The organism is Sphingomonas immobilis, from assembly GCF_030580995.1.
GTDB lineage: Bacteria > Pseudomonadota > Alphaproteobacteria > Sphingomonadales > Sphingomonadaceae > Sphingomonas > Sphingomonas immobilis.
Map to the genome: position 1 here is coordinate 396,845 of NZ_JAUQSZ010000001.1, position 24,410 is coordinate 421,254.

33 protein-coding genes are annotated in these 24,410 nt (G+C 63.7%); 1 reads left to right on the forward strand and 32 read right to left on the reverse strand.

All coding sequences use genetic code 11. From position 1 onward, the window contains the following. Positions 1-9 precede the first annotated feature (9 nt). From Q5H94_RS01915 to Q5H94_RS01940, 6 genes are all read right to left on the reverse strand, one after another. The gene (locus Q5H94_RS01915) at positions 10-549 is read right to left on the reverse strand and encodes a hypothetical protein (RefSeq protein WP_304559469.1); all 540 of its coding nucleotides are present in this window, start codon (positions 547-549) and stop codon (positions 10-12) included. After that, positions 549-2,783, reverse strand: coding sequence for a phage tail protein (locus tag Q5H94_RS01920; protein ID WP_304559747.1), 2,235 nt, complete (start codon positions 2,781-2,783; stop codon positions 549-551). The genes Q5H94_RS01915 and Q5H94_RS01920 overlap by 1 nt, the downstream gene beginning before the upstream one ends. 119 nt (positions 2,784-2,902) lie before the next feature. Beyond that, positions 2,903-3,295, reverse strand: a complete 393-nt coding sequence (locus Q5H94_RS01925) for a DUF6950 family protein (protein ID WP_304559470.1) — start codon at positions 3,293-3,295, stop codon at positions 2,903-2,905. After that, positions 3,295-3,939: a hypothetical protein gene (locus tag Q5H94_RS01930; protein WP_304559471.1), complete on the reverse strand. Its 645-nt coding sequence runs from the start codon at positions 3,937-3,939 to the stop codon at positions 3,295-3,297. Before Q5H94_RS01930 ends, Q5H94_RS01925 begins: the two co-directional genes overlap by 1 nt. Then, positions 3,936-4,577 (reverse strand): hypothetical protein, encoded by a 642-nt coding sequence (locus tag Q5H94_RS01935; RefSeq protein WP_304559472.1) that lies wholly within the window; start codon positions 4,575-4,577, stop codon positions 3,936-3,938. Before Q5H94_RS01935 ends, Q5H94_RS01930 begins: the two co-directional genes overlap by 4 nt. Beyond that, a complete protein-coding gene (locus tag Q5H94_RS01940) occupies positions 4,574-6,862 on the reverse strand; it encodes a phage tail tape measure protein (protein ID WP_304559474.1) in 2,289 nt (762 codons plus the stop codon). Before Q5H94_RS01940 ends, Q5H94_RS01935 begins: the two co-directional genes overlap by 4 nt. Before the next feature lie 100 nt (positions 6,863-6,962). Between Q5H94_RS01940 and Q5H94_RS01945 the strand changes: the two genes are divergently transcribed. Continuing rightward, the gene (locus Q5H94_RS01945; protein WP_304559475.1) at positions 6,963-7,223 is read left to right on the forward strand and encodes a hypothetical protein; all 261 of its coding nucleotides are present in this window, start codon (positions 6,963-6,965) and stop codon (positions 7,221-7,223) included. A gap of 277 nt (positions 7,224-7,500) precedes the next feature. On the opposite strand, the gene Q5H94_RS01950 is transcribed toward Q5H94_RS01945, so the two are convergent. The 26 genes from Q5H94_RS01950 to Q5H94_RS02075 all read right to left on the reverse strand — a co-directional run bounded on the left by Q5H94_RS01950 (position 7,501) and on the right by Q5H94_RS02075 (position 24,401). After that, complete coding sequence (locus Q5H94_RS01950; protein ID WP_304559476.1) at positions 7,501-7,878, reverse strand: hypothetical protein; 378 nt, start codon at positions 7,876-7,878, stop codon at positions 7,501-7,503. Continuing rightward, positions 7,878-8,330 carry a phage tail tube protein gene (locus Q5H94_RS01955; RefSeq protein ID WP_304559478.1) on the reverse strand — a complete coding sequence of 151 codons (453 nt, stop codon included), beginning with the start codon at positions 8,328-8,330 and terminating at the stop codon, positions 7,878-7,880. The genes Q5H94_RS01950 and Q5H94_RS01955 overlap by 1 nt, the downstream gene beginning before the upstream one ends. Before the next feature lie 12 nt (positions 8,331-8,342). Then, positions 8,343-8,726, reverse strand: coding sequence for a hypothetical protein (locus Q5H94_RS01960; protein WP_304559479.1), 384 nt, complete (start codon positions 8,724-8,726; stop codon positions 8,343-8,345). A gap of 8 nt (positions 8,727-8,734) precedes the next feature. Further along, positions 8,735-9,214 carry an HK97-gp10 family putative phage morphogenesis protein gene (locus Q5H94_RS01965; protein WP_304559480.1) on the reverse strand — a complete coding sequence of 160 codons (480 nt, stop codon included), beginning with the start codon at positions 9,212-9,214 and terminating at the stop codon, positions 8,735-8,737. Next, a complete protein-coding gene (locus tag Q5H94_RS01970) occupies positions 9,211-9,558 on the reverse strand; it encodes a phage head closure protein (protein ID WP_304559481.1) in 348 nt (115 codons plus the stop codon). Before Q5H94_RS01970 ends, Q5H94_RS01965 begins: the two co-directional genes overlap by 4 nt. Next, positions 9,555-10,118, reverse strand: coding sequence for a head-tail connector protein (locus Q5H94_RS01975; protein WP_304559482.1), 564 nt, complete (start codon positions 10,116-10,118; stop codon positions 9,555-9,557). The genes Q5H94_RS01970 and Q5H94_RS01975 overlap by 4 nt, the downstream gene beginning before the upstream one ends. A gap of 6 nt (positions 10,119-10,124) precedes the next feature. Beyond that, positions 10,125-10,352: a hypothetical protein gene (locus Q5H94_RS01980; RefSeq protein ID WP_304559483.1), complete on the reverse strand. Its 228-nt coding sequence runs from the start codon at positions 10,350-10,352 to the stop codon at positions 10,125-10,127. A 49-nt stretch (positions 10,353-10,401) separates the two neighbouring features. Continuing rightward, positions 10,402-10,719 carry a DUF2190 family protein gene (locus Q5H94_RS01985; protein WP_304559484.1) on the reverse strand — a complete coding sequence of 106 codons (318 nt, stop codon included), beginning with the start codon at positions 10,717-10,719 and terminating at the stop codon, positions 10,402-10,404. 66 nt (positions 10,720-10,785) lie between these two features. Beyond that, the gene (locus Q5H94_RS01990) at positions 10,786-12,048 is read right to left on the reverse strand and encodes a phage major capsid protein (protein ID WP_304559486.1); all 1,263 of its coding nucleotides are present in this window, start codon (positions 12,046-12,048) and stop codon (positions 10,786-10,788) included. Positions 12,049-12,070: 22 nt separating this feature from the next. After that, on the reverse strand, positions 12,071-12,787 hold the full coding sequence (locus Q5H94_RS01995) for an HK97 family phage prohead protease (protein WP_304559487.1): 717 nt from the start codon (positions 12,785-12,787) through the stop codon (positions 12,071-12,073). Further along, positions 12,768-14,150, reverse strand: coding sequence for a phage portal protein (locus Q5H94_RS02000; protein WP_304559488.1), 1,383 nt, complete (start codon positions 14,148-14,150; stop codon positions 12,768-12,770). Before Q5H94_RS02000 ends, Q5H94_RS01995 begins: the two co-directional genes overlap by 20 nt. After that, entirely contained in the window at positions 14,150-15,967 is a 1,818-nt protein-coding gene (locus Q5H94_RS02005; protein ID WP_304559489.1) for a terminase large subunit, read from the reverse strand. The genes Q5H94_RS02000 and Q5H94_RS02005 overlap by 1 nt, the downstream gene beginning before the upstream one ends. Further along, on the reverse strand, positions 15,912-16,334 hold the full coding sequence (locus tag Q5H94_RS02010; protein WP_304559490.1) for a hypothetical protein: 423 nt from the start codon (positions 16,332-16,334) through the stop codon (positions 15,912-15,914). Before Q5H94_RS02010 ends, Q5H94_RS02005 begins: the two co-directional genes overlap by 56 nt. Positions 16,335-16,446: 112 nt before the next feature. Continuing rightward, positions 16,447-16,761, reverse strand: coding sequence for an HNH endonuclease (locus Q5H94_RS02015; RefSeq protein ID WP_304559491.1), 315 nt, complete (start codon positions 16,759-16,761; stop codon positions 16,447-16,449). Further along, positions 16,737-16,940, reverse strand: coding sequence for a hypothetical protein (locus tag Q5H94_RS02020; RefSeq protein WP_304559492.1), 204 nt, complete (start codon positions 16,938-16,940; stop codon positions 16,737-16,739). The genes Q5H94_RS02015 and Q5H94_RS02020 overlap by 25 nt, the downstream gene beginning before the upstream one ends. Positions 16,941-16,954: 14 nt before the next feature. Further along, entirely contained in the window at positions 16,955-17,533 is a 579-nt protein-coding gene (locus Q5H94_RS02025) for a hypothetical protein (RefSeq protein WP_304559493.1), read from the reverse strand. 118 nt (positions 17,534-17,651) lie between these two features. Continuing rightward, a complete protein-coding gene (locus tag Q5H94_RS02030) occupies positions 17,652-18,305 on the reverse strand; it encodes a hypothetical protein (RefSeq protein WP_304559494.1) in 654 nt (217 codons plus the stop codon). A 48-nt stretch (positions 18,306-18,353) separates the two neighbouring features. Further along, positions 18,354-18,746 (reverse strand): hypothetical protein, encoded by a 393-nt coding sequence (locus Q5H94_RS02035; protein ID WP_304559495.1) that lies wholly within the window; start codon positions 18,744-18,746, stop codon positions 18,354-18,356. After that, positions 18,730-19,380: a hypothetical protein gene (locus Q5H94_RS02040; protein WP_304559496.1), complete on the reverse strand. Its 651-nt coding sequence runs from the start codon at positions 19,378-19,380 to the stop codon at positions 18,730-18,732. The genes Q5H94_RS02035 and Q5H94_RS02040 overlap by 17 nt, the downstream gene beginning before the upstream one ends. Next, positions 19,377-19,730 (reverse strand): hypothetical protein, encoded by a 354-nt coding sequence (locus Q5H94_RS02045; RefSeq protein WP_304559497.1) that lies wholly within the window; start codon positions 19,728-19,730, stop codon positions 19,377-19,379. The genes Q5H94_RS02040 and Q5H94_RS02045 overlap by 4 nt, the downstream gene beginning before the upstream one ends. Before the next feature lie 11 nt (positions 19,731-19,741). Next, complete coding sequence (dnaN, locus tag Q5H94_RS02050; RefSeq protein ID WP_304559498.1) at positions 19,742-20,863, reverse strand: DNA polymerase III subunit beta; 1,122 nt, start codon at positions 20,861-20,863, stop codon at positions 19,742-19,744. Continuing rightward, positions 20,860-21,099, reverse strand: coding sequence for a DUF2312 domain-containing protein (locus tag Q5H94_RS02055; protein ID WP_304559499.1), 240 nt, complete (start codon positions 21,097-21,099; stop codon positions 20,860-20,862). The genes dnaN and Q5H94_RS02055 overlap by 4 nt, the downstream gene beginning before the upstream one ends. Then, on the reverse strand, positions 21,096-21,341 hold the full coding sequence (locus tag Q5H94_RS02060; RefSeq protein ID WP_304559500.1) for a hypothetical protein: 246 nt from the start codon (positions 21,339-21,341) through the stop codon (positions 21,096-21,098). Before Q5H94_RS02060 ends, Q5H94_RS02055 begins: the two co-directional genes overlap by 4 nt. Next, complete coding sequence (locus Q5H94_RS02065) at positions 21,341-22,303, reverse strand: DNA-methyltransferase (protein WP_304559501.1); 963 nt, start codon at positions 22,301-22,303, stop codon at positions 21,341-21,343. The genes Q5H94_RS02060 and Q5H94_RS02065 overlap by 1 nt, the downstream gene beginning before the upstream one ends. Further along, on the reverse strand, positions 22,303-23,691 hold the full coding sequence (locus Q5H94_RS02070; protein ID WP_304559502.1) for a DEAD/DEAH box helicase: 1,389 nt from the start codon (positions 23,689-23,691) through the stop codon (positions 22,303-22,305). Before Q5H94_RS02070 ends, Q5H94_RS02065 begins: the two co-directional genes overlap by 1 nt. Continuing rightward, the gene (locus Q5H94_RS02075) at positions 23,691-24,401 is read right to left on the reverse strand and encodes a hypothetical protein (protein ID WP_304559503.1); all 711 of its coding nucleotides are present in this window, start codon (positions 24,399-24,401) and stop codon (positions 23,691-23,693) included. The genes Q5H94_RS02070 and Q5H94_RS02075 overlap by 1 nt, the downstream gene beginning before the upstream one ends. Positions 24,402-24,410: the final 9 nt, after the last annotated feature.

Genomic DNA, 24,410 nt, shown 5'->3' on the forward strand with positions numbered 1-24,410 from the left:
CCTGAGGGGTCAGCCGATCCGCATCACGCGGCAGGGGATCGAGATTGCGGTGCCGATCGCCAGCAGCGGAGTCGTCATCGTCACTTTCAGGGTGTTCGCCGCGGTCACCACCGCCCCGTGTATGGCATATCCAGCCGGGAGAGCGCCGACGGGGAAGAGAAGAATATTGTCGCCGACGGCCACGCCTGCGCGCGTTACCGTGAATTCATGAACGCCCAGCGACAGGGCAACGAGCGCAACCGTCTGCGAGATCGTCGCTGTGCCGATCAGCGTCGCTCCCGGCGCGCCCGCATCTCCTTTGTCACCTTTGACGCTGTCGCCCTTGTCACCCTTGTCGCCTTTCGGCCCCTTCACCAGCGAAGGGTCGCTGACGAACGGGATCGAAAGGTCGTCGCCCGACATCGAACCGCGCCAGAGGAAGCGCGCCGCCGAGGCCGCGAAGCCGGTCGACAGCGTCGAGATCACGAACGCCATCATTCCGGGCGTGCTGCCGGGCTGCACCGAGACGTTGAGCCGGCGCGTGGCCGGGATGGGCATCGGGTCGGACATCAGGCGAACTCGTTTTTCGGTCGAGTGCCGTTGCCACCGAACCCGCCTGGCGGCGTGGGCGCGGTCGGGAACGTGCCCCCGGTCGACGTGACCATCCAGCCGAGGAAGACGAGGTCGGGATTGGCGAGCGAGGTGAGGGCAGGGTCGGCTTCGACCGAATAGGACGAGCCCGAAATGCTCCAGAACACGCCGTAATTGGTGCTGCCCGTCAGGCTGCCGATGGAGCCAGCTGGAAACGTGATCGTGCTGCCGTCGTCGAGAAGCCCGCTGAACGTCGAGATCGTGATCGTCGTATCGTTGCTGGTAAGCGGATAGTCGACGCTCTGGCCGGTCAGGCGATATGCGCCGCGCGATGCCCCGGGCGCTCCGAGATCGCCCGCCGTCACCGGGCCCAGCACCAGGCGATCAGTCGGCGTGCCGCCTATGACATAAGAGACTGCGCCCTCGTAGTCTGCGCCAGGGCTGACGCTCGTCACCTCGCGCCGAGTGACCGAAGGCGTTGCGAGCCCTGTATCAATCCAGTCGGCATCGGTCCCGCCATCGAGCCGGTATTCGAACACGATCTGCTCGGCATAGGCATTGCCGGAGGCACCCGTGAAGACGATTGCCGGAATGGACCCGCCCGCCGACGTCAGTGTCGCGCCGGCTAGCGCCCAATCCGACCCGCTCGGCGCAGCGCGCACGGGTGGCGTCTGCTGCTCGGCCACGGCACCCGGCACGAGCTCGTCGACTGCGGCAGTCCACGAATAGCAGGATGCCGAAATTTCTTCGATTGCGAGCGTGTTGCGCCAGCTCTCCGCGAGATTGTAGCTTGAGACGCGGAACACGACCCGTTCGCCCTTCAGGTGCCGGACAGACGTCCACGCGATCCAGTCGCCTTCCTCGAGATGCGAGAACCGAGGGCCGAGCACGACGGTCGCGGATCGCTCCAGTCGCGCTAGCCGGCGCCTGATCTCGCCGCAGCGCTGCGCCTGCGTTCCTGATGTGACGGCCGTCAGCGTGAGCGTCTCCTCGCGCGGTCCTCCATCCTCGGCGAGGTCCGCGAGAACGCGCCGCAGCGGAGCGGCATGGTCGACCCAGCGCTGTGTCGGTTCGACGTATCGCGGCACGACCGTGTTGACCCGCTGTGTGTCTGTTCTGAACGGGTTAAACGTCAGGCTCTCGCCGACGACGAAGTCCGCGTCGGTGATCTCCGCGACAACGCTGCGCGCCGCGCCTGGCTCGACCTCCACGCCGCCCTGCACCTGAATGATGACGCCGGCGCAGGCCGCAGCGAACATCTCCTCGGTCGCGATATAGTCTTCGTTCGCGCGCACCACGAGATTGCAGCGGTATCGCTTCTCCGTCCCGCCCGCCTTCAGCGCGACGGCTTCGTCACAGGTGTTCGCATAGGCGAAGATGCGCTCGGGCGGCGCTTCGATCGCCGACAGACCGCGGCCAACAAGCAGCATCCCCGGCTGATCGATCCGGTCGCACGCATAGATGCCGCGGACCCAGTTGTAGCGGCAGTCGATGAGGTTGTCGGTCCATTCCCAGGTGGACGGATCGTCCCAGCGATGCGCGCCGGATCCGCCGATGCTGCTATCCTTGCGCGGCTGGTAGCAAAGCTTGCCCTTCACGACCCAGAGGAAGTTCGGTCGACCAGCCGTCCAGATCGGGTTCTTCGCATCGGGCTTATCCGCCTTGTACCTCACGACGACGACGGCACAGCCGGCGAGGTTGCTGTCGGCATCCCAGCCGCCGAAGCTCGTGACGCATGCGGGCATAACCTGATCTTCGGTGCCCTCAAGCCAGTAGACCTCCAACTGGTTGTTATAGCCCGGGACAATCCCGCTGCCCGTGAACGCCACATAGACATCGCCAACATAGAAACCGGTGAGCGAGTGGCAGCGATGATCACCGACGTCGATGACCAGCGTTTCGTAATCGGTGCCGTCAGTCCCACCATCATTGAAGGCATCGGCGAGTGAGCCCCCGGTGCCGACTTCGCCCAAGATGCCTTCGCGCGGATTTTCGCCGATCGTCATCTGCGCGACCGAGGCCTGCCGATCCTGCGCATTATTCTTCGGTCCGAACAAAGCACCGGCGACTAAGCCGAGTACGAGGGACGCTGCCGTGGTCAGCAAAAACGTCGTGACCGCGAGCGCAAGGGCTGTCGCCGTTTGCGTCCCGAGGAAGGCTAGCACCGCCGCCGAGATCGGGTCGGCGCGAGCCGGCGTCGGCGCCATGATCATCGACGCCACGGACATCGCCAGGCGCATGCGGAACCCGATCGCATGGCGGCGCCACAGAGGCACGGGCCTCCGGCCGCCCCAGTAAAGCGTGACCCGGCGCCTGCGCCATGGACCCGCCTTCACATTGCTCTCCATGCTCGAACCATCGCGCTCCGGGGAAGGCGGCGTATGCCGCGCGGGCCGGGGCCGACGACCGTGTCGCCCTCGACAACCACTAAGATCAGTCCATTCCCAGCCGGAATCGCGCCGATGTCGCCGCGTTCGGCGAACGCCTCCGCGACGAACGGCAGAAGGCCCGACACGGCCGCCTCAAGCCCGCCCGAAGCATCCAAAGCGGCGTGCGCGGCGTCCTCGCTGTCCCATCGCATGCCGGCGACAAGATCGGCTCCTCCTTGCGCAACGACCGCAGCGGCAGCGAAGCTGACGCAGTCATTCGCGTGATCACCCCATTCGAAGGGCGCGTTCTGTCGCTCCGCGAAGAAGCGGTGCAGGGCTTCCAAATCGCGGGCCATCAGCGCTGATCGTTGTCCACGCTATAATAGCGACCACCGCCGCCACCGGCCGAGCCAGACGTCAGCGCGTTCGCGGCGGTCGCGGGCTTTTTGCCGCCCCAGTAAAGGTTTTTCTGACCGGCGTACGCAATCGCCTTGAAGCCGCCATCGGTCGCCTTGATCAGGCGCTGGTCTGCGTCGGTACGCATCCGGCCGCCGCGCCGACCAAGGCCACGCGCAGCTGTCTCAACCGAGGCCTTTATCGTCGACGTGCCGCCAGGCGTTTCCTCGACCGGAAGCTGGTCAAGCGTCCCGCGCGTGAAAATCTCGGCGTGCAGCAGCTGCGTACCGGATCCGTCAAACAGAAGACGACGGATCACGGTGATTACGCGCCGCAGCGGGCCTGCATCGAACAAGGCGATGACATCGGGTTCGATGCGGGAGAGCTCGAGCGTTACATTCTGCTCCGCGCCGCCGAGCGCGCCGCCGGACACGGCAGCGAGGCCGCGATCGCCGATGCCGTCGAACGTCTGCCCATCAATCACGATCTGGTTATAGCCGCCCCAGACCCGCACCGGCGGATCAGAAAGTATTTCCACCGCGCCGCTGACTATGACGTCGCCGCGTTCGATTGCCTCGATGGCTTCGTCCGAAAATATCTTCACGGCGCGACATCCTGATACGCCGAGATCTGGCCCCCTGCGGGGTAGAACCCCTCGTAGGTTGGCTCGGTCAGCTTAGTGTTGCCGGTATCGAGCCGGAACATCGCAGTCGGGCGCAGCAGGTTGGCTTGCGCGTCGGCGGGCACGAACGCGGGGAGCGCCGGCTTGACGATGGCCGACAGATTGCCGTCGACATCGGCAACCCCGCCACGCGAAACGCGCGCCAGCGCCCGGCCGGTATCGCCCCATTCAAACCCGATGTAATCACGAGGCGATAGAACCATTCCCCGCATGCACTCCTCAAGCGTCACGACCATGTTGCCGTCGCTATCGAGCACCTTCGACCAACCGGCCGGTCGCGCCGTGAACGGTATTCCGGCCGAGTGGAAACGCGGCATGGCCCGGGCGACGTCGTACGCAAGGAAAGGTCGTTGGACGCCGTCGAGGCCGTCGACAAACGCTTGCCAAGCATCGCCCTGCGGCAGCGCCATATTCTGCAATGCGACCATCAGCTGCCACACCGGGAAACCTGCCGTGACGCCACGGAGGCGGCCATTGTTCTCAGGCGACAGGAAATCGTTGCGCTGGATCGTGAACTGGCAATCGGTGATGCCGAACGTCGGCATTGTCGCGACGGTCATCGGATGATGCGCCGTGCTCTTGCATCGCCTGCCGCAGCTACCGATCGCGGCTCAATGCTGCGGTCGAGCTTGTTGATCATCGCTTCAAGGCGAGGGATATCGGCCGATTGCACTCCGCGAAAATCGTAATAGCGCATGCCGCCAGGGCCCGATCCATTCTCATTCGCGGGCGTGACACTGACGGTTTCGTTAGCGCCGACGCGAACAGCTGGGATCCCGTTGATCGAGAGGACATTTCGATCAACGCCTTTGTTCCCACCAACCTTAAACGATCCACCAGCCGCGAAGCCCGGCAAACTGAACGACGCTGCGCGAGTGGCTGCAAACGACTTTCCGCCGCCGAAAATCGAGCCAAGCAGGCCGCTGAGCAAGCCGCTGCCGCCCGATCCACCGCCGAGGATTCCGCCCTCAAGCGACTGGAGGCTGATCTTGATGAGGTCACCCAACACCTGATTGAGCGCGGAATGCAGGACGTCGCCCAGCGATTTTCCGTTCGTAATTGCGTCGACGAGCCCATCGTTGAAAGTTTTCAGCCCATCGACCTCGATCTGCTCGAAGTCTTCGCTAATCTGACCTGCTGTCCGGTGCAGCTCGTCGCGAAATTTTTCAAGCGGGCTCATCGTCTCGCGCGTTACGCCGCGCGTCGCGGTCGCCTGCATCTTGTCCAATTGATCGAGCCGCGCCTGCGCGATCTGCTTTTCCGCATCGGTCGAAGAGTTGAGCGCGAGAACCGATTCGAGCGCAGCGCGCTGGCGCTGAAACTCGATGTCGAGCAAGTCGAGCTGGAGTCGGCGGCGCTCTTTCTGGGTTTTTGCCTCGCCAAGCTCGCCGTTCTTCAGATCCGCTTGCAGCTTGAGCGCCTCGTCGCGAGCCTGAAGGCTTTCGCGGTTCAGATCATCTGATAGCCGCTGTTCGACGAGTTCCTTTTCCATCTGCACATTAAAGGCGTGGGCGATCTTCAGGCGGTTGGCCTGCTCAGGCTTCAATTCTCCAAGCTTGGCCTTGCTGTCTTGCTCGTCATCATAGGCCTGCGCGGCCAGATCGATCCGACGCCTTTCTAGGTTCGCCCGCTCGACGAGGCTGTTGGAAAGATCGGATTCAGTTCGATATTGATCCTGCGTCAGTGCTGCCAGTTCGCGGTCATAGCGCTCTTGCTGCTTGGCCGACTTGTCCTTTTCCCCGGACTTCGCGCCGCCGCCGCGCGGTGTGGGCAGCGCGCCGTCCAGCACCTTCGGGGCCGTCTTGCGCTGGTCGCGATAAAGGCCAAACTCTTCACCGAACTGCTTCGGGAGAAGTTTCGCAAGAGCCCCACGTACATTGTCCGGCGCCTTCGCCAACTGATCGGTGATGTCGTTTCGAGCCAGCTTATTGCGTGCCATCGTCGCAACGGCGAGCGACTCCACCTTCGCCGTCTGCGTTGATAGCGGGGAAGCGAAAATCGCCTGCGATTGAACAATCTTAAGCCGCTGGAAAAAGCTGTCGAGGCCGCGAACGGCATCGGGGATTTTCGCGATCAGGTGTTCGATAGCGTCTGCGAAGTTGTAGAGCGACGTGGCATTTTCCGCCACCACCTTCGCGAAACTCGCCTGCAGCACCTGCTTGAGCTCAGAGAGCTTATCGGCTGTTTTGTCCGCGTTCTGGATCTGCTCGTCGCTGAGTGCGAGCCCCAGCTTATCGACAGTCTTCGCCATGTCGTCGATCGCCGCTGAGCCGCCAGCAAGTAATGTGTCGAGCTTCTGTCCTGCGCGACCAAATAGCTCGGTCTCGACACGCGCGCGGGTCGCCGGATCTTTAACCTTCGACAGCGCGTCCGCAAGGCGCGGGATTATTTCGCCGGCGGTGTAGACGCGACCGCTCGCGTCTTTGACCGCGATCCCTAGGTCTCGGAAGGTCGTTGCCTGCGCTTTGCTGCCGTCAGCAGCTTCGCCGATGGTCTTCGTCAACTTCGCGAGCGACGCATCCATCGTGTCCTGCTCGATGCCGACCTGCGAGGCCGCATACCGATAGACCTGGAGGTCTTTGCTGGTGACACCGAGCTGTTGAGAGACTTCGCCGAGCGAGCTCGCGTAGTCCAGCGCGCGGGAGGCTGCGCCGATCAAAGCCGTGACAGTGGCGCCTGCGACGAGCCCTTTCACCGAGGCGCTCAGGCCCTGCATCGTCGACTGGATTGAGGCAGCATCGCGCTTCGCGATGTCGCGCGCGCGTTTTGTGCCGCTCTCAAAGTTTGCTGTGTCGATGCCGAGGGTGACGCGAAGCGCGCCGATCAGACCGTCACCTCCTGCCATCACTGCCTCCTCGATCAATGAACGCAACGGTGCGTTGGGCCGCCAGCCTAGACTTCGCGATCGTGAGCAAATAGGCTCGCGCGGGCTTTAGGAGGCGGCGTTGGGATTCATTTTTGGAATTATCGGAGGGATTTTAACGCTGCTTGGAGGCGGCCTAATCTACGTTGGCGTCGCCGAACTCCAAAGAGCCGCAACGCCATTAAATTTGATAGAGACCACAGCGTCGGTCTGGATCGGTTGGAACGAAGTTTACTCGGGAATTGGCGCCATGATTGTAGCAGCAATGTTTCTCACTGCTGCAGGCGTCATCCAAGCGATTAACAATTTGAAGGGCGCCGCGGCGATCAACACTGAGGTTTAATGCGCCGCGCTCGATCCCCGGTGTTTGGTCGCGGCGGCCCACGCGTTGAGTGCGGATACTATTTCAGCCTTCGACTGATCTTGCTGAATGGCTGACTGTTTCCCAAAGTCCGGGCGCTTGGTGTCCGCGCGGGCAATCATGGCTCCCTCTCGGACGATCTTCTGCTGGAGCTCGATGCGTTCGGCATATGCGGCGATCACTGATCCGACGAGGCGCGGGGGCTCCCGCCAGAAATAGGCAGAATCGCCGCCCGCTTCGCAATACCGTTGGTGGAGCTTCAGCCAGTCCCAGTTTCGTCCGGCGCTACGGGAGGGTCCGGCTCCTCCTTATCCTCCGCCGGCTTCATTCCAAACGCTGCACCAAGACCTGTGCGCACCGCGTCGCGAACTGACGCAATGCCGGCATCGGCGACGATCTCACCAGCTTGGATCAGGTGGCAAGGATGCTCCCGCTGCAGGCCACCATACACCAGGGCCCGAAGCAGGGTCATGTCCGCCTTGGCCTGCGTGCGCTCGTAACGCTCGACGATCTCATCAGTCGTCATTCCGCCCAGAGCCTGCTCGGCGCAGATGAAGGCGTTCACATCGAAGACGAGTTTGTAGGTCTGATCGCCGGCGACGAGATCCGCCTCACCGCGAAGGGGGTTCGTGCCCATCACGGAACCGTCGGGTTGGCGGACGTGTCCAACTGCACAACGGCGCCAGCGACGCGGATCGTCACGGTCGCCGTCATGCGATCATCGATCGGCGTAGTCCGTTCGAATCCTTTCACGAAGCCAGGGAAGCTATACATCTGGGAATCATCCCCAGGCGGCGTCACGACGCGCATCGTGCGCACCGCGCCGTCTGCCTTCGCCGTGACGATCATCGCATCGGTCGCGTCGCCTGGATGCCAGTTGATGCCGATCGTGATTTCCCCGGCATCATTGAGACCGGGAATGAACTCCCGCGTACGACCGGGGCTCTCGTAGTGCGTCACCTCGACTTCGGCGATCTGCTCGTTCGGCAGCGAGACGCTGGTGACCTCGGCGACCTTCGTGAGCGCGGAAGCGCCCGACGTAGCCATCATATAGAAGCGGGTGCCGTACCCGATTTGTGCAGTCGACATTGCGGCGCTCCTTTATGCTGCCGGTTGGTGCCAAACCCGTAGGTCCAGCGAAGTGACGTAAGTGACGGCGCCGTTGTCCTCGCGGTCGCTATAGGTACGACTGGCCTCGACGAAGGACCGGGCGAAACGGGTTGTCCCGACGACGCCCTCAGGTTCGGCCGCCGCGATAAGAGACTCCGCCAACTCGTCCGCCTCACCGCGGCTCGCGGCCATACAGTCCGCCTGCACCAGCGTGCCGCGAAGGACTTGCCGACCCTCGTAGGTGCTGGGCCGCGGATCGCTGGCCACCTGAAGCCGAACGGCTGAGAGAAGGCTTCCCTGCGGTCGCTCGTCCCGATACACGCGGCCGGCGGCGACGTCCGCAGCCTTCAGGCGGTCACGAAGGTCGGCGGACATCGACATCGCTAACCTTTCGCTGCCAGGCGAGCGGCGCGGCGCGCGAGACGCTGCGCCGCCTTGTCGATCTCGCCACCAAGTTCCTGTTTTACGATTGCGAGAACAGTGCCGCCGGTGGAATCCCATGCGGGTCGCGCGTGGGGTTGCGCGCCCTGGTGCGTATTGCCGAACTCAGTCTGCACGCCCGCCGCATCGTTCGTGCCCGCATAAACCTCGACGCTGGACTTCCCGGCCTTCCGAGCTGCCTTCGCCTGCGACTTGTTCAATTTCGTGCCGGCGTGATAGCTATCGCGCAGCGTCCCGGGCGGCCGTTTTGGTGTGTTGGCCGGGTCAGCGTCGACCGGAGCAAGCGAGCGTACAGCTTCAACGAATGGTGCGAGCGCGGTTAGGCCTACCCGACGAAGAACAGCCGTCTGCGCCGATTTTGGCAATTCCGCGAGGGCAGCATCAAGTTCCGCTAGGCCTTCGACCTTGACGCTATAGCTCACTGGTCCGCCCGCCCGACCGCGGCGATTTCAAGTGCGACACGCCGCCCTTTCTCGGTCACTGACTTGATGTCGAACTGCCGGCCGGAACCTATCGGATATTCGACACGGTCTTTCGGATTGAGGTCGGCGACCCGAGTAGACCAGCGCACGGTGACGACGGTAACGGCGTTGGCGGCGTTCTCCGCGTTTGCGAGGCGCTCTGCGCCCGGGGCGGGGCGCACAGAACCCCAAACATCCGCCAGCGGCGCAAATCCCTCCGTCTCGTCGCCGTACTCATTTTCGGCGAGGCCAAAGCGAAGAAGGCGTACACGGCGGTCAAGCGATCCGGCGTCGATGCTGATCATGCCCAAACCCGTAAAGGCGCGAGCAGATTTTCGACCGTCGTCGACATCGGCACCGCGCCGAACTGCGTCGGGCCAGCGGTCGCGCGATTGGCGTACAAATCGCCCACCATCAGTAGGATGGCCGCGCGGATCTGTGCGGGCAAAGTGGCTTCATATCCGGCACGATACCGGATCCGCACAGCTTCGCGTTGATTCCGGGGCGTCGCCCACGAAACACCGTAACTGGAAACCAAGGACTCGCCGAGCAGCTCGTAATTTCCGTCGGCGACAGTCTGCTCGACGCCGGCGCTATCGACATATTTGACGCTGACGATTTCAATCATGGGCGGGTAGGGGAGGCGGATCGATCCGCAGCCGAAGTTATCGAGCCGAGCCTCGAGCGTTTGCGCACCGAGCGCGCGGCCCAGCCACCCTGTCGGGCCGTCGAGCGTGCCGGTCGCAGCGGCGATCATTGCCTCGACTTCGGCCTGCTGATCGGTATCGCCGTCAAGGTGAAGGTGCTGGTCAGCTTCCTCCCACGCCACGACGGGCGCGGGAGGAATGACGACGAAGGTGCGCACGGAGGCTTACGCGGCCTTGTTCTTCGCGTCCGCCGCCTTCTTGTTGGCGGGGCTCGGGGCGAGCTTGGTTTCGATCTGCGGAGGCTGGACGTCGGTCTTGTCGCCCTTCTCCTTCACCAGGCCGCGCTTGCGCAGCTCGTCGAAGCGCTCGTCGGCGAGTGTCAGCTCGTCGCCTTTCGAAACCTGAACCTGATCCTCGCCGATATGATCGCGGGTAACGACTGCTTCCTTCATGGAAACCTCCATTTCTTGAGAGGTGGACGGCCCTTCCGAGCCGCCCAGATCAGCGGACGAGAACCTTGCCGGTCGTGTCAGCGGAGAGGGCCGCGAGGACTGCGACACCCATCAAGGTGTTGCCGCCTGCGGTCGACGTCACGTTTTTCGCGGTATTGTCCCAGTAAAGGGCTTGGCCGACGGTCCACGCCTGACCGGTCGCCTTCGCCAGCGTAAACACGCCGTTGCGGCGAAACACGCCCATTGCGCCGTTGGCGATGTCGGCCATTGCCACGACGAACAGGACGCCGATGAGCGCGCCGTTGCCATCGGCGACGGCATAGGGAGCAGGCAGCGTGAGCGTGCCGCCAGGGGTAAATTCTGCCATGTCGATTCTCCTTCTGCGGCCTCGCCGCGCGTCACTGGCGAGCGGCGAGGCCGCCCGCCACGTTCATCAGACCCGACCGAAGTCGCCATACACGAGGGCCGCGCCGCGCTTCACCGCCAGCGCCAGCCGGCGCTCGGCGCGCACGGTCAGCATGTTGGTGATGAAGTTGTCCCGATCTTCGGACGAAATGAGCACCTCGGTGTCCATCCGGTCGAAGATCTGCGCCGCCATATTGAATGCGCCGGTCAGGAACTTGTCCTGCGCGATCGCCTGGGTCGGCACGACGGGCAGGCCCCACATCGTCGGGCCTGCGAGCTGCTGCGGATTTGCGAACAGATAACCGCCCTGCGTATCCTTGCTGAGCTCGATGATGGCCCAGTCGATCGGGTTGAGGACGTGACCCGTTGCCGGATACTCGGCGAGTTCCGCCTGCAGCATCGCGAGACGCAGCATATCGACCGAGCCGTTGCCGGTTGCGCCCGGGGCGGTGATGCCGGCAGGTGCGGCAAACGCGACCGCCTGGGGGATCAGTCCGTACAGGTTTTGGCCGGTGCCGTCGCCGAGGAGCAGCTGGGCCTCCTCGACGATATCGAGACCATACCGCAGCTCACCGTCGATCAGGCTTTCCAGCTGCGGCGTGTCGTCCATAGCCTGGCGCGACACCGGCACCCAATGCGCGATCGTGCGCACGTTCGCCGTTGCCACCGTCCAGGTGTAAGAGCTGGCGGGCTTCTCGGCCTGCTCTGCGACCGGCGCGGCATTGTTCACGCGCGACGTCTGCTTCGGATACTCGATCGACGCGCTGTTCGTGCGACCGGGCATCAGGAGATCACGCACCCGCATGCGGCGCATCGGCAGCGAGACGATCTCCGCCAGCCGCTCGGGCCGACTGAGGGCACCCGCCGATACCGATGCGCTGGTGATCGCTTTCTGTTCGATAGGAATGCGGATCGTGCCGCGCGCGCCGTTCTCGGCAAACGACTTCACTGCCTCGGACGCGCCGACCTGTTCGCCCATCGACTTGAGGGCGGGGTCGCCCTCTCCGCGACGCCCTTGCGCCAGCTTCTGCGAGAGCTCGGTGATTTCGCCGCGGATTTCGGTCAGCTTGGTCAGGGCCTCATCGGCCTTTTCCTTCGCCGAATTCGAGATCTGCTCGCCACTTGCGGCCTTGGCGCGAAACTCTTCGGCCGCAGCCTTCACCGTGTTGAGGGCGCCTTCGAGTTGCGTCTGCAGCGCCTTGATATCGGGCTCGGCGCCGCCGTCTTTGCGGCCGAACTCGAGCGGGGTCGAAGCCGCGGCAATGGCCGCAGCGGAGGTCAGCATATTCATGAAATTGTCTCCGTTTGGCGGGCTACAGGGTGAAGCCGGCCAGGGTGTCCGAGATGGCCTTCAGGGCCGGGTTGTTGGTCGCATCGCGCTCGGACTCCCTCCGGCGCATTTCTGTCAGGCCGTGGGCGACGACGCCCGCGGCCCGGCTTTTGGAGAAGCCTGCCTCCCGCAGAAATTTCTCCATTTCGCGCTCGGTCGGCATTTCGCCGTGCGCGAGCTTGAACTTCACCGCCTCGACCCGCGCGTCATCATTGGCGGGAAAGGTCACGAGGCTGATTTCGACCAGGTCGAGCTTGGTCAACGTCCGGATGCCGGTCTTCTCGTCGAAGGTGCTCTCACGGACCCAGTAGCCGATTGAGAGCCCGGTCACGGTACGGGCCTTCATGTGTGCATAGGCGCGCTTTTCCATGTCGCCGGCCTCGAGCAGGATGGCTCCGTCGCCCCAGAGACCGTGGTCATCCTCCTTGAGGTTGCTCCATGCGCCGATGGGCTGGCTGCTTTGGTGCTGCCATAGGATCGGGACGGGGCGACCCTTGGCGTTGATCTGCTCCAGACTATCCGTGAATGCGCCGCGCGCGACGATTTCCTGGTAGCTGTCGACGACGTCCCATACAGAGCCGTAGCCGTTGAACGTTCCGTCATCCGCGACGGTCTTGATCTCGAAATCAAAGTCGCGGACTTTTAACGCGCCACTATGCTTTCGGCCGAAGCCGGCACGGTCATTGCTCAGGGTGAGCATGGCTTTTCTCCGATAGCGCACGCGCGACCGCGGCGTTGACCTGTTCCTCGATGATCATCGGCATGCCGGCAGATTCGAACATGCCGGCAAACGCACTGCGCAATTGCTTCTCCGGCGTCGCCGCGACATCTTTACCGAGATCCTGAAGCCGGACGAGGTTCGACTGCACCGTGAGGAAATCGTCACCCTCAAGCGACGGCAGATTTTCGCGATTGCGCATCTCGCCGCGGGTCATCACGCCGTTCTGACCGAATGCTGAATATAGCGCCGCGCGCGCCGCGCTGTCCGCCGCCATCAATGCTTCGCGGTTAATCTCCGGGTAGATTTTCTTGCGGTCGGCGAGCGGCAGAAGCTGCTTTTTCACCGCCTGTTCGATATTCTTCAGCAGCGGATTGAGCAGCAGCGTCTGCCAGCCGAGGAGCAGCTGCTCGATGCCGCTGCCCCACATCGTCTGGCCCTTGGCGGAATGGCCTATCAGGATCGGCAGCATGCCAAACCAGCGGCAAACCTCCTCTACATCCCACGCGCGCGACTCTAGCAGCTGGGCCTCTGCCGGGTTCATCGTCAGCGGCGCGAACTTGAAGTCCTTTTCGAGTGGAACGATCCTGCCGCGCATGGCATCGCCGCGAAAGCCATCGAAGATCTGGATGAGATCCGCGCGCTGCTCCGGCTTCAATGACGTGCTGCCGGTCTCCATAAACCCGGACAACTGCAGACCACCATGAAACGTGTCCGCTGCCGTGCGGTTCGCGGCGATCGCGGTGCCCAGCGTCCGGCGTCCGAACTCGATTGCCGAAAGACCCATGTCGCCGCCGAGCGTGAGGCCGCGAAGGTGAAACACCTTGTCAGCTGGCAGCGTCTCCACCTGCCCACGATCATAGAACCGATAGACACGCTCGTTGTCGCGGTTGCGCACCACGCTCATCTGGTCGGGTGCCAGCGGCGTCAACGCGGTGACGCGGTTTCCGAGCATCTCCTTCTCGGCATACCCGTTGCCCCATAGATCCATGCACGCGACCATGCTCGACCAGAATTCGGCCGGAGTCTGATCGCGGTTCGGCTCCTCGTGGACGAGATCGTAGAGCCAGTGGTCGGTGCGGTCGTTGCGGCCACCGTCTGCCGCCTTTTCATGCACACCCATGCCCATCGAGCCGACGACATCGGATTTCAAACGGACGCACGCCCACGCGGCAGGAAGGCCGAGAGCGGTGCGCTGATTGACGACCTGGCCGGCGCTATCGGCACGGCCCCCGTATGCAATCGCCTTGCGGGTTGGCTCGTCTTCCGGCGCGCCGCTCAGCTTCCCGGACTGGCCGGTTGCGAACCAACTCAATCCGGAACGGAGCCAGGATAGCCCATCCATCAGGCGGCGTTCTTCATGCGAGCGATGAAGTCGTCGAGCGAGCCGTCATCGGCAGGCGGCAATTGCATTGGCGCGATCGCGTTCACGGTTGCGTCGATGCCGTCGATCTTGTTGGCCGACATCGGCGTCTCCTTCTTCGGCATGATCGAGCCGTTGACGCGGCGATCGACAACGGCGTTGCCGGCCATCCAGGTCATGACAGGGTTGCCGTCGTGTCGAAGCTGGTGCGCCCCGGCCTTGACTCGGGCCTCAAGATCCTTGGCCGGGTCGGCGACATTGTTGGCGTTCTTCGCGAGAATCGAGGCGAAGGGCTCGTCGCCGTTGGCGAAATCTTCGTTGAGGCGGGACGCCATCGCCTGCGCTGCGGCGAACTGGTCGAAGGTGACGCGCTTAACGACGAGTGCAGTGATCAGACGACGAATGAGGCGCTCGACGCGGTTGTGGTCGACGAAATCGCCCTTGGTCGTCCATAGGTGCCGGCCGTTCTTCCATTGGCGGTAGAGCTCGACGATCTGCTTCGATGCCGGATCGTCGCGCGCCAGCGCTGCCTCCGGCAGAAAGAACCATGTTTTGACGAGCAGCCGGCCCGTGCCATCGACCGCCGCCAGTGTCACCGCCGTGATGTCATCTTTGTCGGCAAGGTCGGCGCCGATGTAACAATCGAGCCCTCTAAAATCGGAAAGCCGCAAGGATGGATCTGCACATGCGATCCATTGGCTGACGTTCAGCCATGCTGTCGCTGCGCCAATCCAAAGGTTGAGGCGCTTGGTTTTAAACTCGCCCTCTGCCGACGGGCTGTTCTTCGCCTCGATTGCATACTGCCGGAGCTCGTCCAGCTGAACGGCCGCCCCGAGGAGCGGGTTAGCCTTGATCCAATTTCGCTCATCGTAAGGGTCGTCGCCGACTTTGCGCTCGGGCTCAAAGTCCTTCGGCCCGTCGAGCGTGAAGATGATGCCGAACAGGTGTTCCGCAATTACGGAACGCTCCAGCACCTTCGTCGCCATCGTCCGCTGCTCGTAGCAGACGCCGTGCGTGTTCGATCCGGCCGTCGTGATCTGCCAAAGAAGCGGCTGCTTCCGCGCGCCGAACGCCGAGCGCATCACATCGTACAGGCCGCGATCAGCGTGGGCGTGCAGCTCGTCCATCGTAGCGAGGTGCGGATTGTGGCCGTCCTGCGTCTTCGACTTCGCGTGCAGCGGCTGCATATAGCCGCCATTGTCGGCGCAGGTGATCGACTTCGCCCACGGGATGATCCCGAACGCCTCCTGCAGCGCGGGCATTTTTTCGACCATGCGCTTGGCCGGATGGAAAACTTTCTTCGCCTGGTCGAACGTTGTGGCGGCGGTCAGAACCTGCGGTCCGGTCTCGTTTTCGCAGGCAAGGCAATAGAGCGATATGCCGGCCGTCTTTGTAGACTTGGCGTTCTTACGCGCGACCTCCTCGTAGACGACCGTGAACCGCCGCAGGCCGGTCTTCTTCACGCGCCATCCGAACACAACGGCGAGCACGAAGATCTGCGCCGGCTCCAGGACGATGGTCGGCTTGTCCCACACGCCTTCAACGTGCGGCAGCTTCTCCATGAAATCGCAGATATCGTTCGCGTGCCAGGGGTCGAACTTCCATCCCCATGCGGCAGATCGCGAGCGCTTCAGGTCATCGATATGCCGCTGGGCCGCAAGCCTTACCCATTTGCAATGCGAAACCTGTTTTTTGTCCGACGCGGCGCGCTTCGCATAGGCAAGGGCGATCGCGGCGTAGTCTCTAGCGTGCCCTGTGTCCGTTGCGCGCGAACGGGTTTCCCGGCTTCGTGCCGCCATCAGCCGCTCCTGCGCTACCGACGCGGCTTTTCGGGCCAGCTATCCGCAGCAATTCTTCGTGCTGGCGCAGCACTGTGAGGTAGGCGGCCGGTGGCGGCTCGCCGCCTGCGTTGAACGCCTTTCGCACGAGCGCCTCGAGCGAGCAGTAGCGCGCGAGCAGCGCGCTATCGACCTCGGTCACACCGGCCGACATCACGCGGCCGAGCACCTCATGCCAGACGTCGATCGCTTCGGCCGTCAGATAGTCCGGCATTGCAGGCGGGTTGCCTGGAACAACGATCTCAGTTTTCAGCCCGTCGCGGATCGGGCGAAGGGTGCCGCGCGCCGCCTTGACGGAGGGCGTCTCAGCCTTCCGGCCAGGCTTCATCGGGGCCTCCGCAATTTATATGGGCCGAAAAGTTTAAAACGGACGCGCGAAAAAAAGACTGGGGCGTCGGTGTCCGGCCTGCTGCCCCCTGACTTTTGACCCGCCCCTCCCATCAGGGTCGCCGCCGCTGCCGTGCAGCGGCGCGCTCGGCCTTCGACTTGGCGTCGTGATGCTCCTGGCAGAGGCACTGGATGTTGCCGTCGTCGTCGCGGCCGCCTTCGGATAGCGGAATAATGTGGTCGGGCACGACGGCAGCACGGACAATGGAAAGCTTTGCACAAGCGCGACAGAGCGGCTCAGCCATCAGTCTGCGGCGACGCTGCTCCATGCCGGCGCGTCCGCGCAGTCGGGTGTCGGGTTCTAACTGACTGCGCTTCCATGCCTTGCGCTGTGGACGGTTGGTCAGAGGCGGCGGCTTGCTTGGCATGGCGCGCTCCCTCGCACGGCGGCGCGCGCGGCATCGGCGATGCGCTCCACCTCGGCGATGCGACGCTCGACGATGGCAATCGACGGGGCAGGCTCACGGAAGTCGAAGGCCGCGCTGTGCAGATCGCCAGCGCAACGCTCGAGGATATCAGCAGTGCTCATGCGAGCGGGCTGGCCCATCGATGCTCCGTCAATCAGAGATTCTCGAAACGCTGCTGCGCCTCGCTGACACGCTTCGAATTACGAGAGACCCAATTGATTAGCCCCAGCACCGAGTTATCTGCGACGTTTCCCTTCTTGCGAAACTCGGCAGCATCGCTCTCGCCGACATGGAGAAACTCTCCGAGATCGCTGAGCGGGATCATCATCTCAGCGGCATCGACGAACTGCAGGTTCGATAGGTCTTCGTCGGGCCCAGCCTCAAACTTCGATCCGACAGCGCCTCTGCGGCCACTGTTCGTCTTCCACGAAAGTCGCTCTTTCGCTTTCTTCGCGATCGCGCAGTCGTTGTAGCGCGGTGCATGAAGGCGAATATAGTGGCTCTCGATGAGGACCAAACGATCAAGCGTGCATCTAATATAGGCGACCGAGTCGAAGATCTTAACGCCCTCAGTGAGGTGCGTTTCAATCCTAAACTTCAGTGTCGTACTCTGCCCAACGTAGACCAGCTCACCGTATCGGTAGAGGAAGTAAACCGCCGGAAAGCGGGAATCTTCCATCATGAACTCGCCTATGCGCACAGGCGCGCATGGGTCAGGAATGCCGTAGGTCACGAAACTCTCCTTCGACGCTGCAGATCATAGGGCAAAGCTTACGCAGTCCACCCGGAAGCAAGCTTCTCGATTGGAGCGGCTGGGGCATGGTCCGAGGACACTTGGACACCCGCTGGGCCTATGCTGCTAGAGCAGCGGTCGAAGACGACGTTGTCGTTTCTACCTGAAGGTCCGCGAGTTTCCAAGCGCAAATCTCAACGGGTCGCATCCAGTCAGGATGCGTGAGTTTAACGTTCTTCCCCCGATTCGTTTCGGCCACCACCACGCTCAGCCCGTTGAAACCGCCATCGACGCGCACGATCTGGCCGGCCGTAAACTTGGGCGGTTCACCTTTCTGCAGTGCCTTCATCCGCGCCTTGTCGCGACGGCGCTCGGCCAACTCGGCCAACGCAGCCTCAAGCGCTCGCAACGGTGCAAGGCTGGCATCAGATTGCGGGCGCACAGCACCTTTCTCATGGAACACCGAGAAAAAAGGATGCCCCTTCGTCACCATGCGGCGCAGATCTGCATCCCATACCTGATAGGTCAGCGCGGGAGAGCGGGAGAGGGCGAGCAGATCGGCGAGATGCGCGATCCGCGCGAAGGCGTAGCAAGGCATCATGGCGACATCCTGCTCGACCTGCTTACGGTCCCGACCAGCCAGGCGCACGCGCGTCTCTGTTGGCGCCCACACCTCGTACCCTGCGTCCGCGAGCGACTGAACAAGCGGCAGCGTCTTGGCAGCGGACGTCCGCAGGATGCACCAGCCCTCCCGATCTTCCCCCCGAACCATCGATCATCACTCCTTACGCATAGAACATAGCAGAAACACCGAACGGCATCAGCCCTTTGCCTCAAGCCGCTTGACGAGGGCGTCCATCAGCACGCCGACCTCCATGCGCTCGGCGCGCTGCTCATCGGTCTCAGTCGGTGCGGGCAGCGCGTAATGCCGGCCAAGCGCCTTGGCATTGCGCCGCCATGCCCACGGCTCGCGTACCTCGGCCATGATGGCGGGGACGATCTTGCTGGGATGGTCCGCTTTCGCCATCGCGGCCGCGGCACCGCGCTTGAGCAGCGCGATCGGAATACCGTCCAACGCCTTGTACGCGGCGTTGAGCCAGGTCTTCTGGTCCTCGCCCGACATGCCGACACCGCTGACGAGGGCGAGGCAGGGCACCAGCTCAGCCGCGAACTCCGACCGGCTGACCGGGATCAGGTCAGTGAGGCTCGCCATCCGTGATGAAAGCGAGGGCAGCGTCGACCGTGCGGCCGTGGCCGGAGGCCGACCGCCCGTTGTTTCCTGCCATGCCGTCAGTTCGCCGCTGCCCATTTCGTCCATCTCGCCTGTCCTGTTCGATCACCCAATTTGCCCACGTCGCCTGCCAGTCGCACTTGACCGCATCCTTGCCGGTCTTCGCTCGCCAGTGGTTCTCGAAGCTTTCGAAGGCGCGGCGCTCCCAGGCCTCGCCGCGATCGGCGACGATGCGGCCCGAGACGGTGCTCGCTGCCAGCAGGGTCGGAGACCAACCGACGGGAAGGCGGGTGCCTCGCGCTCGCGTATCCCGCTCGGGGTTGGGATTAATTTCTTTAGGGGGTCTGGGGGACGTTTCTTTATCAAGGGAAGGGGTGTGTCCCGGACGCGTCCCGTCATGTTCCTCGGACTGTCCGTGGACATTCCCCGGAAGTTCCTCGGAAAGTCCACGGTCGCGGCGCTTTCGCGCGGCATCCTTGGCCCGCTTGTCGGCCACAGCAGCATCGCGCCGCGCGATCTCCGCATCCTTCGCCTCGAGCGCACGCACGGCGATGATCACCGCCGCCATCGGGGCGCCGGCCGCAATCATCTCTTCCATGAGTACAGCAATGCTCACGCTGCCCGCCGGACACCCTTGGGCTGCAGAGCCGCCGCGATCGCCTGGCGAACCTCGTCGTCGTGCGCATCGAAAGCCCGCTCGAGCAGGATCCTCGCCATGGCGACGTCACCGCCGCGAAGCGCTTCCAGGCCCTCCCGCAGGTCGTTCAGGTCAGGATCGATTGTCTCGGGCTCGACCTCCGTGGCATTGTCATCGATCACGCCCTGCTCGACTTCGACGCACTCGAACTCGATCGATTGATGAGCCGAGTACGGGCAGCCGTCGGGCAAGCTCATCAGATCGAGCCGCTCCATGATGACATCGACCGGGACTGAGCCGGCCAGTTCCTTGAAACCCTTGATCGCCATGACAATTCTCCTCAGGCGCGCATCGGCGTCACGACCAGCTCAAGGCCGGGTGCCGCGTTGCTGTTGATCAGGACGGGGGCGATGGGATTGGAGGCGCTGAACCCGAACTCGACGTCGTCGGTGTCCAGGGCGCTGATCGCATCGCGGAGGTATTTGAGATTGAAGCCGAGATCGATGTCGCCGGCATCGTATTCGCAGGGGATCTCCTCCGCGCCCTCGCCATGCTGTTGCGAGACGAGGTTGATGATCGCGGCATCGCGGCGCAGCGACAGACGGCCCTTGCGGTCCATACCTTCGCTGACGACGTTCATGCGGCCCAGAGCGCCGTCGAGAGCGGTGCGGACGAAGCGGACGGTACGCTCCGGCGCCGACGGGATCACGCGCGAATAATCGGGGAACGTGCCCTCGATGACCTTGGCGAGCAGCGTGAAGCCGCCCGCCGAGAACCGCGCCTTGTTCTTGTCGATCTGGATCGTGACGTCGCCGTTGTGGCGGTCGAGCACGGGTCGGAGCATCTCGATCGTCGCTGCCGACAGGATCGTGTCGGGCAGGCCGTCGGCGCCGGACGGGGCGGGCAGCGACTGGCGGGCGAGGCGGCGATTGTCGAGCGCTATGAAGTACAGCCGGTCACCGCGAAGCTGCAGCGCGATGCCGCAGAGCCAGTATTGCGTCTCGATGGTTGAGATCGCGTGACGCACGGCGTCGATCGCCTGGAGCATCTCCTTGGCCGTGAGCGTGAACGTCGTCGCGCCCTCGGGCTGCACAGGGCGGGGGAAATCACCGGGCGACAGCGTGCCGAACCGGATGCGCGCGCGGCCGGAGCGCACCACCGCCGCCCCGTCCTCGGTCGCGATCTCGGTATGGCTGCCGGTCTGGAACGCGCTGACGACATCGGTGAGGCGATGGGCGGCGATGGTGAACGAACCCGGCGACAGGATCTCTGCCGACACGGTGCGCTCAGCGGTCATGTCCGTATTCGTCGCGACGACGCGGACGGGCTCGCCCGCAACCGCTTCGATCAGGACGTTGCCGTAGATGGGGATCGCGTTCGTCCGCTCCACGACGCCGCGCACCTCGCGCAGCGCCTTGCCGAGCTCTCCGGTGTCGAACACCAGTTTGATGCCGGCCGTCATGCGAGACCCAGCGCGTTTTTGTAGGCCTCGAGAAGTGCTTCGGCTTCGTCGCGGTGATGCTTCTCCATACGGCGCAGGCGCACGATCTGACGGATCGTCTTGACGTCGAAGCCGGTCGACTTGGCCTCGCCATAAACGTCCTTGATGTCGTCGCTGATGCCCTTCTTTTCTTCTTCCAGGCGCTCAATGCGCTCGATCAGGAGGCGCAGCTGGTCCGCTGCGATGATGTCGCTCATTTCGGGTCTCCACTGTTGAGGGATTGGCGGCGCACGGGCGCCACGACGGCGTCGCGTTCGGCGATCTGGGAAATCGCGCCGCGCGCGACGCCGCGCTGCAGGGCCGCCGTAACGCGCTGCTTGCGGTCATTGAGGACGGCGACGCGCTTGGGCCGCTTGAGGTCGCTGATCGAAACGCCGTCGAGGGTGTCGAAACGCGGCCGCGCGACTGGTGCCGGGCGAGGGCGGAGCCACTGGAACATCATGCCGCCAACTCAGCGTCGGCGGTGTCGAAGAGGCCGATGGCAGCCGTGCCGTCGGCGAGGTTCTTCGCGGCCTGCCGGAAATAGGAGGGCTTGAGCTCGATCCCGATGCCGCGCCGGCCCATCTGGACCGCTGCGAATACCTCGCTGCCGATACCGAGGAACGGCGTCAGTACGGTGTCGCCGGGATTGCTCCACAGCTCGATGCAGCGCTCGATGACGTCGAGCTGCAGCGGCGAGATGTGCTGCTCGTCTTTCTCGTCGCGACCGCCACGATATTGCAGCGTGCGGGTCTGGTTGATGTCCATCCAGACGGGCGAGGCGTAGCGCTGCCAGACCTCGATGCTGTACCAGTTCCGGCGATCGTCGTCGGTCGTATATTTGGCGAAGTCGGGCCCTTCGCCGTCACCGATATATTGCTTGAAGCATCCGGCGATCGGTTCGGGATTATCGCCCGGCTTGCGAAACGTGACGATGTAATCGGCGAGGCCCTGACCGGAGAGGGCGCTGTCTTTCACCACCTGCTTGTGCAGGAGGCGGATGTTCTTCGTGCGCTGCTGCGCGACGACGGGGTCTTTCCAGATGCAGACCTCGCTGTGGAGGATCCAGCCGGCCGCTTGATAGGCGCGGATCACCTCGCCGCGGAAATCGCGCATGCCGATTTGGCCGTGCCGGATCTTCGACATCGGCAGCTGCATGACGTGGACCGAATGCAGGCGGCCGGGCTTGGTGACGCGGAGCAGCTCGGCGATGAGGAAGCCGTAATGCGCCCAGAAGTCCGCGCCCTCGCTGTTCGAAAGGTCGCGGTCGAAGTTCGAGAACTTGTAGAGGCCCTCAAAAGGCGGCGAGTGAATGCCAAAGCCGACGCTGGCGTCGGGCAGGCCCCGGATAAGCTCGCACGAGTCGCCCTGGTAGATGGCGTATTCAGGCGTGACGACTTGATCGACGACGTTGACGGACATCATGCTGCCTCCAGCCAGTTGGGCACGCACAGGGCGGCGCGCGGATCGTAAGAGGGGGTGTCGCGGACCAGCCCGCGCACCGCGGCGCTGGACAGATCGGCCATGTGGCGCACCATCGCTTCGGCCATCCGGTCCGCGTCCGCCTCCTTGCGACGAATGTTGGCGAGCGTGGCGCCTTCCAGCTCCGACGAGACGATATGGACGTCCACGGGCTTGGTCTGGCCGAAGCGCCAGAAGCGGCGGATCGCCTGGTAGAATTGCTCGAAGCTGTCGTTCAACCCGACGAAGCCGGTGCGATGGCAGTGCTGCCAGTTCATGCCGAAGCCACAGATCGAAGGCTTCGTGACGAGAACGCGGATGCGACCCTCGCTGAAATCGATCAGCTTGCGCTCCTTGTCAGTGTCCTTGTCGCTGCCGCGAACCTCGACCGCACCGGGGATGCCGGCCGCGACCTTCTCCGCTTCCTCGTTGAGATTGCACCACCACACGAAGGGGTCGTCTTCGGGCGTGACCGAAATGGCGCGCGCGACGCGCTCGGAGACCGAGTTTCGCCGGGCGGTAAGGCGTTCCTGAAGTGTCGTTGCGGGCAGCGCGAACAGCATGCCTTCAGGCGGCGCGCTGGTGTCGGCGACGATATGGCTGTGATAGCGGAGCTCGGGGAGATCGTACCCTTCGTCGGAATAGCCGAGATCCGACGGCTTGCGGACCATGACGGCCCAGGACGCCATCCAGCGCCAGAACTCGTCCTCGGCATGGCCTTTCAGTCGCCAGTCCCGAGTGCTGCCGCCATCGTGAACGAAGAAGGTCGCGAGCATGTCGGTGTACGACATGATGCCGAGGAATTCGGCGTGATTGCCGAGCTCCATGAAGTCGTTCGGGGCAGGGGTGGCGGTCGCCGCGAGGCGGAACGGAACCGACTGGCAGGCAGCGATCAGCTCGCTGCGATAGTGCCCATCGACTGACTTGAGGATGCTGCTCTCGTCGAGCGTCGACGCGCCGAAGTCGGCAATGTCGAAGTGCTGCATCTTCTGAAAATTGGCGATGCAGATAAGATCGTCGTCGACGTCGAGCATGGACGTGACCAGCCGGGCAGGGATGCCGAACTTATTCGCCTCGCGCACGATCTGGCTCGACACGGCGAGCGGGGCGAACTGCAGGATCGGCCGACGGGTCTCGCGGCGGATGGCATCGCCCCAGCCGAGCTCCATGATCGTCTTGCCGAGGCCGGTGCCAGCGAACAGCGCGGCCCGTCCGCGGCGCAGCGCGAAGCGGGTGATGTCCGATTGGAACGCGAACATATCTTCCGGCAGCGCCTGATCGCCCGAAAGGCCGGTGCTCGGATCGACGATGCTCTTGCTTGCCAGGAAGGAGAGATATGCGTCGTCCATCACATCGACGCCTGATAATGGACGGAGGCGGGGATTTGTCGCCAGGCGTCCGCGCGCCAGCCATTCCGCTCGGCACGCTCAATGACTTCATCAGCCGAAAGCACCGTCGAGCCGCGGCGCCAATAAAATCCGTCGGCGAGATAGCGGCCAGTGGCGTCGCAGCGCGCGACAGGGCCGAAGCGGCGCAAGAAATCGGCCGCCTGTCCCGCGCGGCTCATGTCGCGGATGGTGTCATTGATGACCGTGCCAGGCTGACGCGGTCGGCCCGGCAATTGACGGCGAAGCCTTACTCCCGCCTCAGCCTCCCATCGACGCAGCACGGTATCGCCAACCTCGAAGAAGATCTTCGCGGCATGCACGCTGAGCGTGGGGGCGACTTGACGAAAATTCTCCGGGACAGGGGTCGGCTTGAACGTGCCGGCGGAGATATGTCTTTCGCGCGGCGTGACGATCGCGCACTCCCGACGCCACTGGGAGATGCTCGCCTTCGACGTGCGATAGTGCAGCCGCAATTCTGCGCTCGTCATCGTCTGAGCCAACTCGGCGAAGTCCGACGGCCGCGAGCGGGTGCGGCTGCGCGACACCTTGGACTCGCGGATCCAGCGAGAGATCGTACCGCTGCCGCGGCCATAGTGTTCGCGCAGCTGGACGAAGGTCATGCTCGACGCATGGGCTGCGAAATCTTCGGGCAGGGGTGCTGTCGGTTTCATGCGATTGCT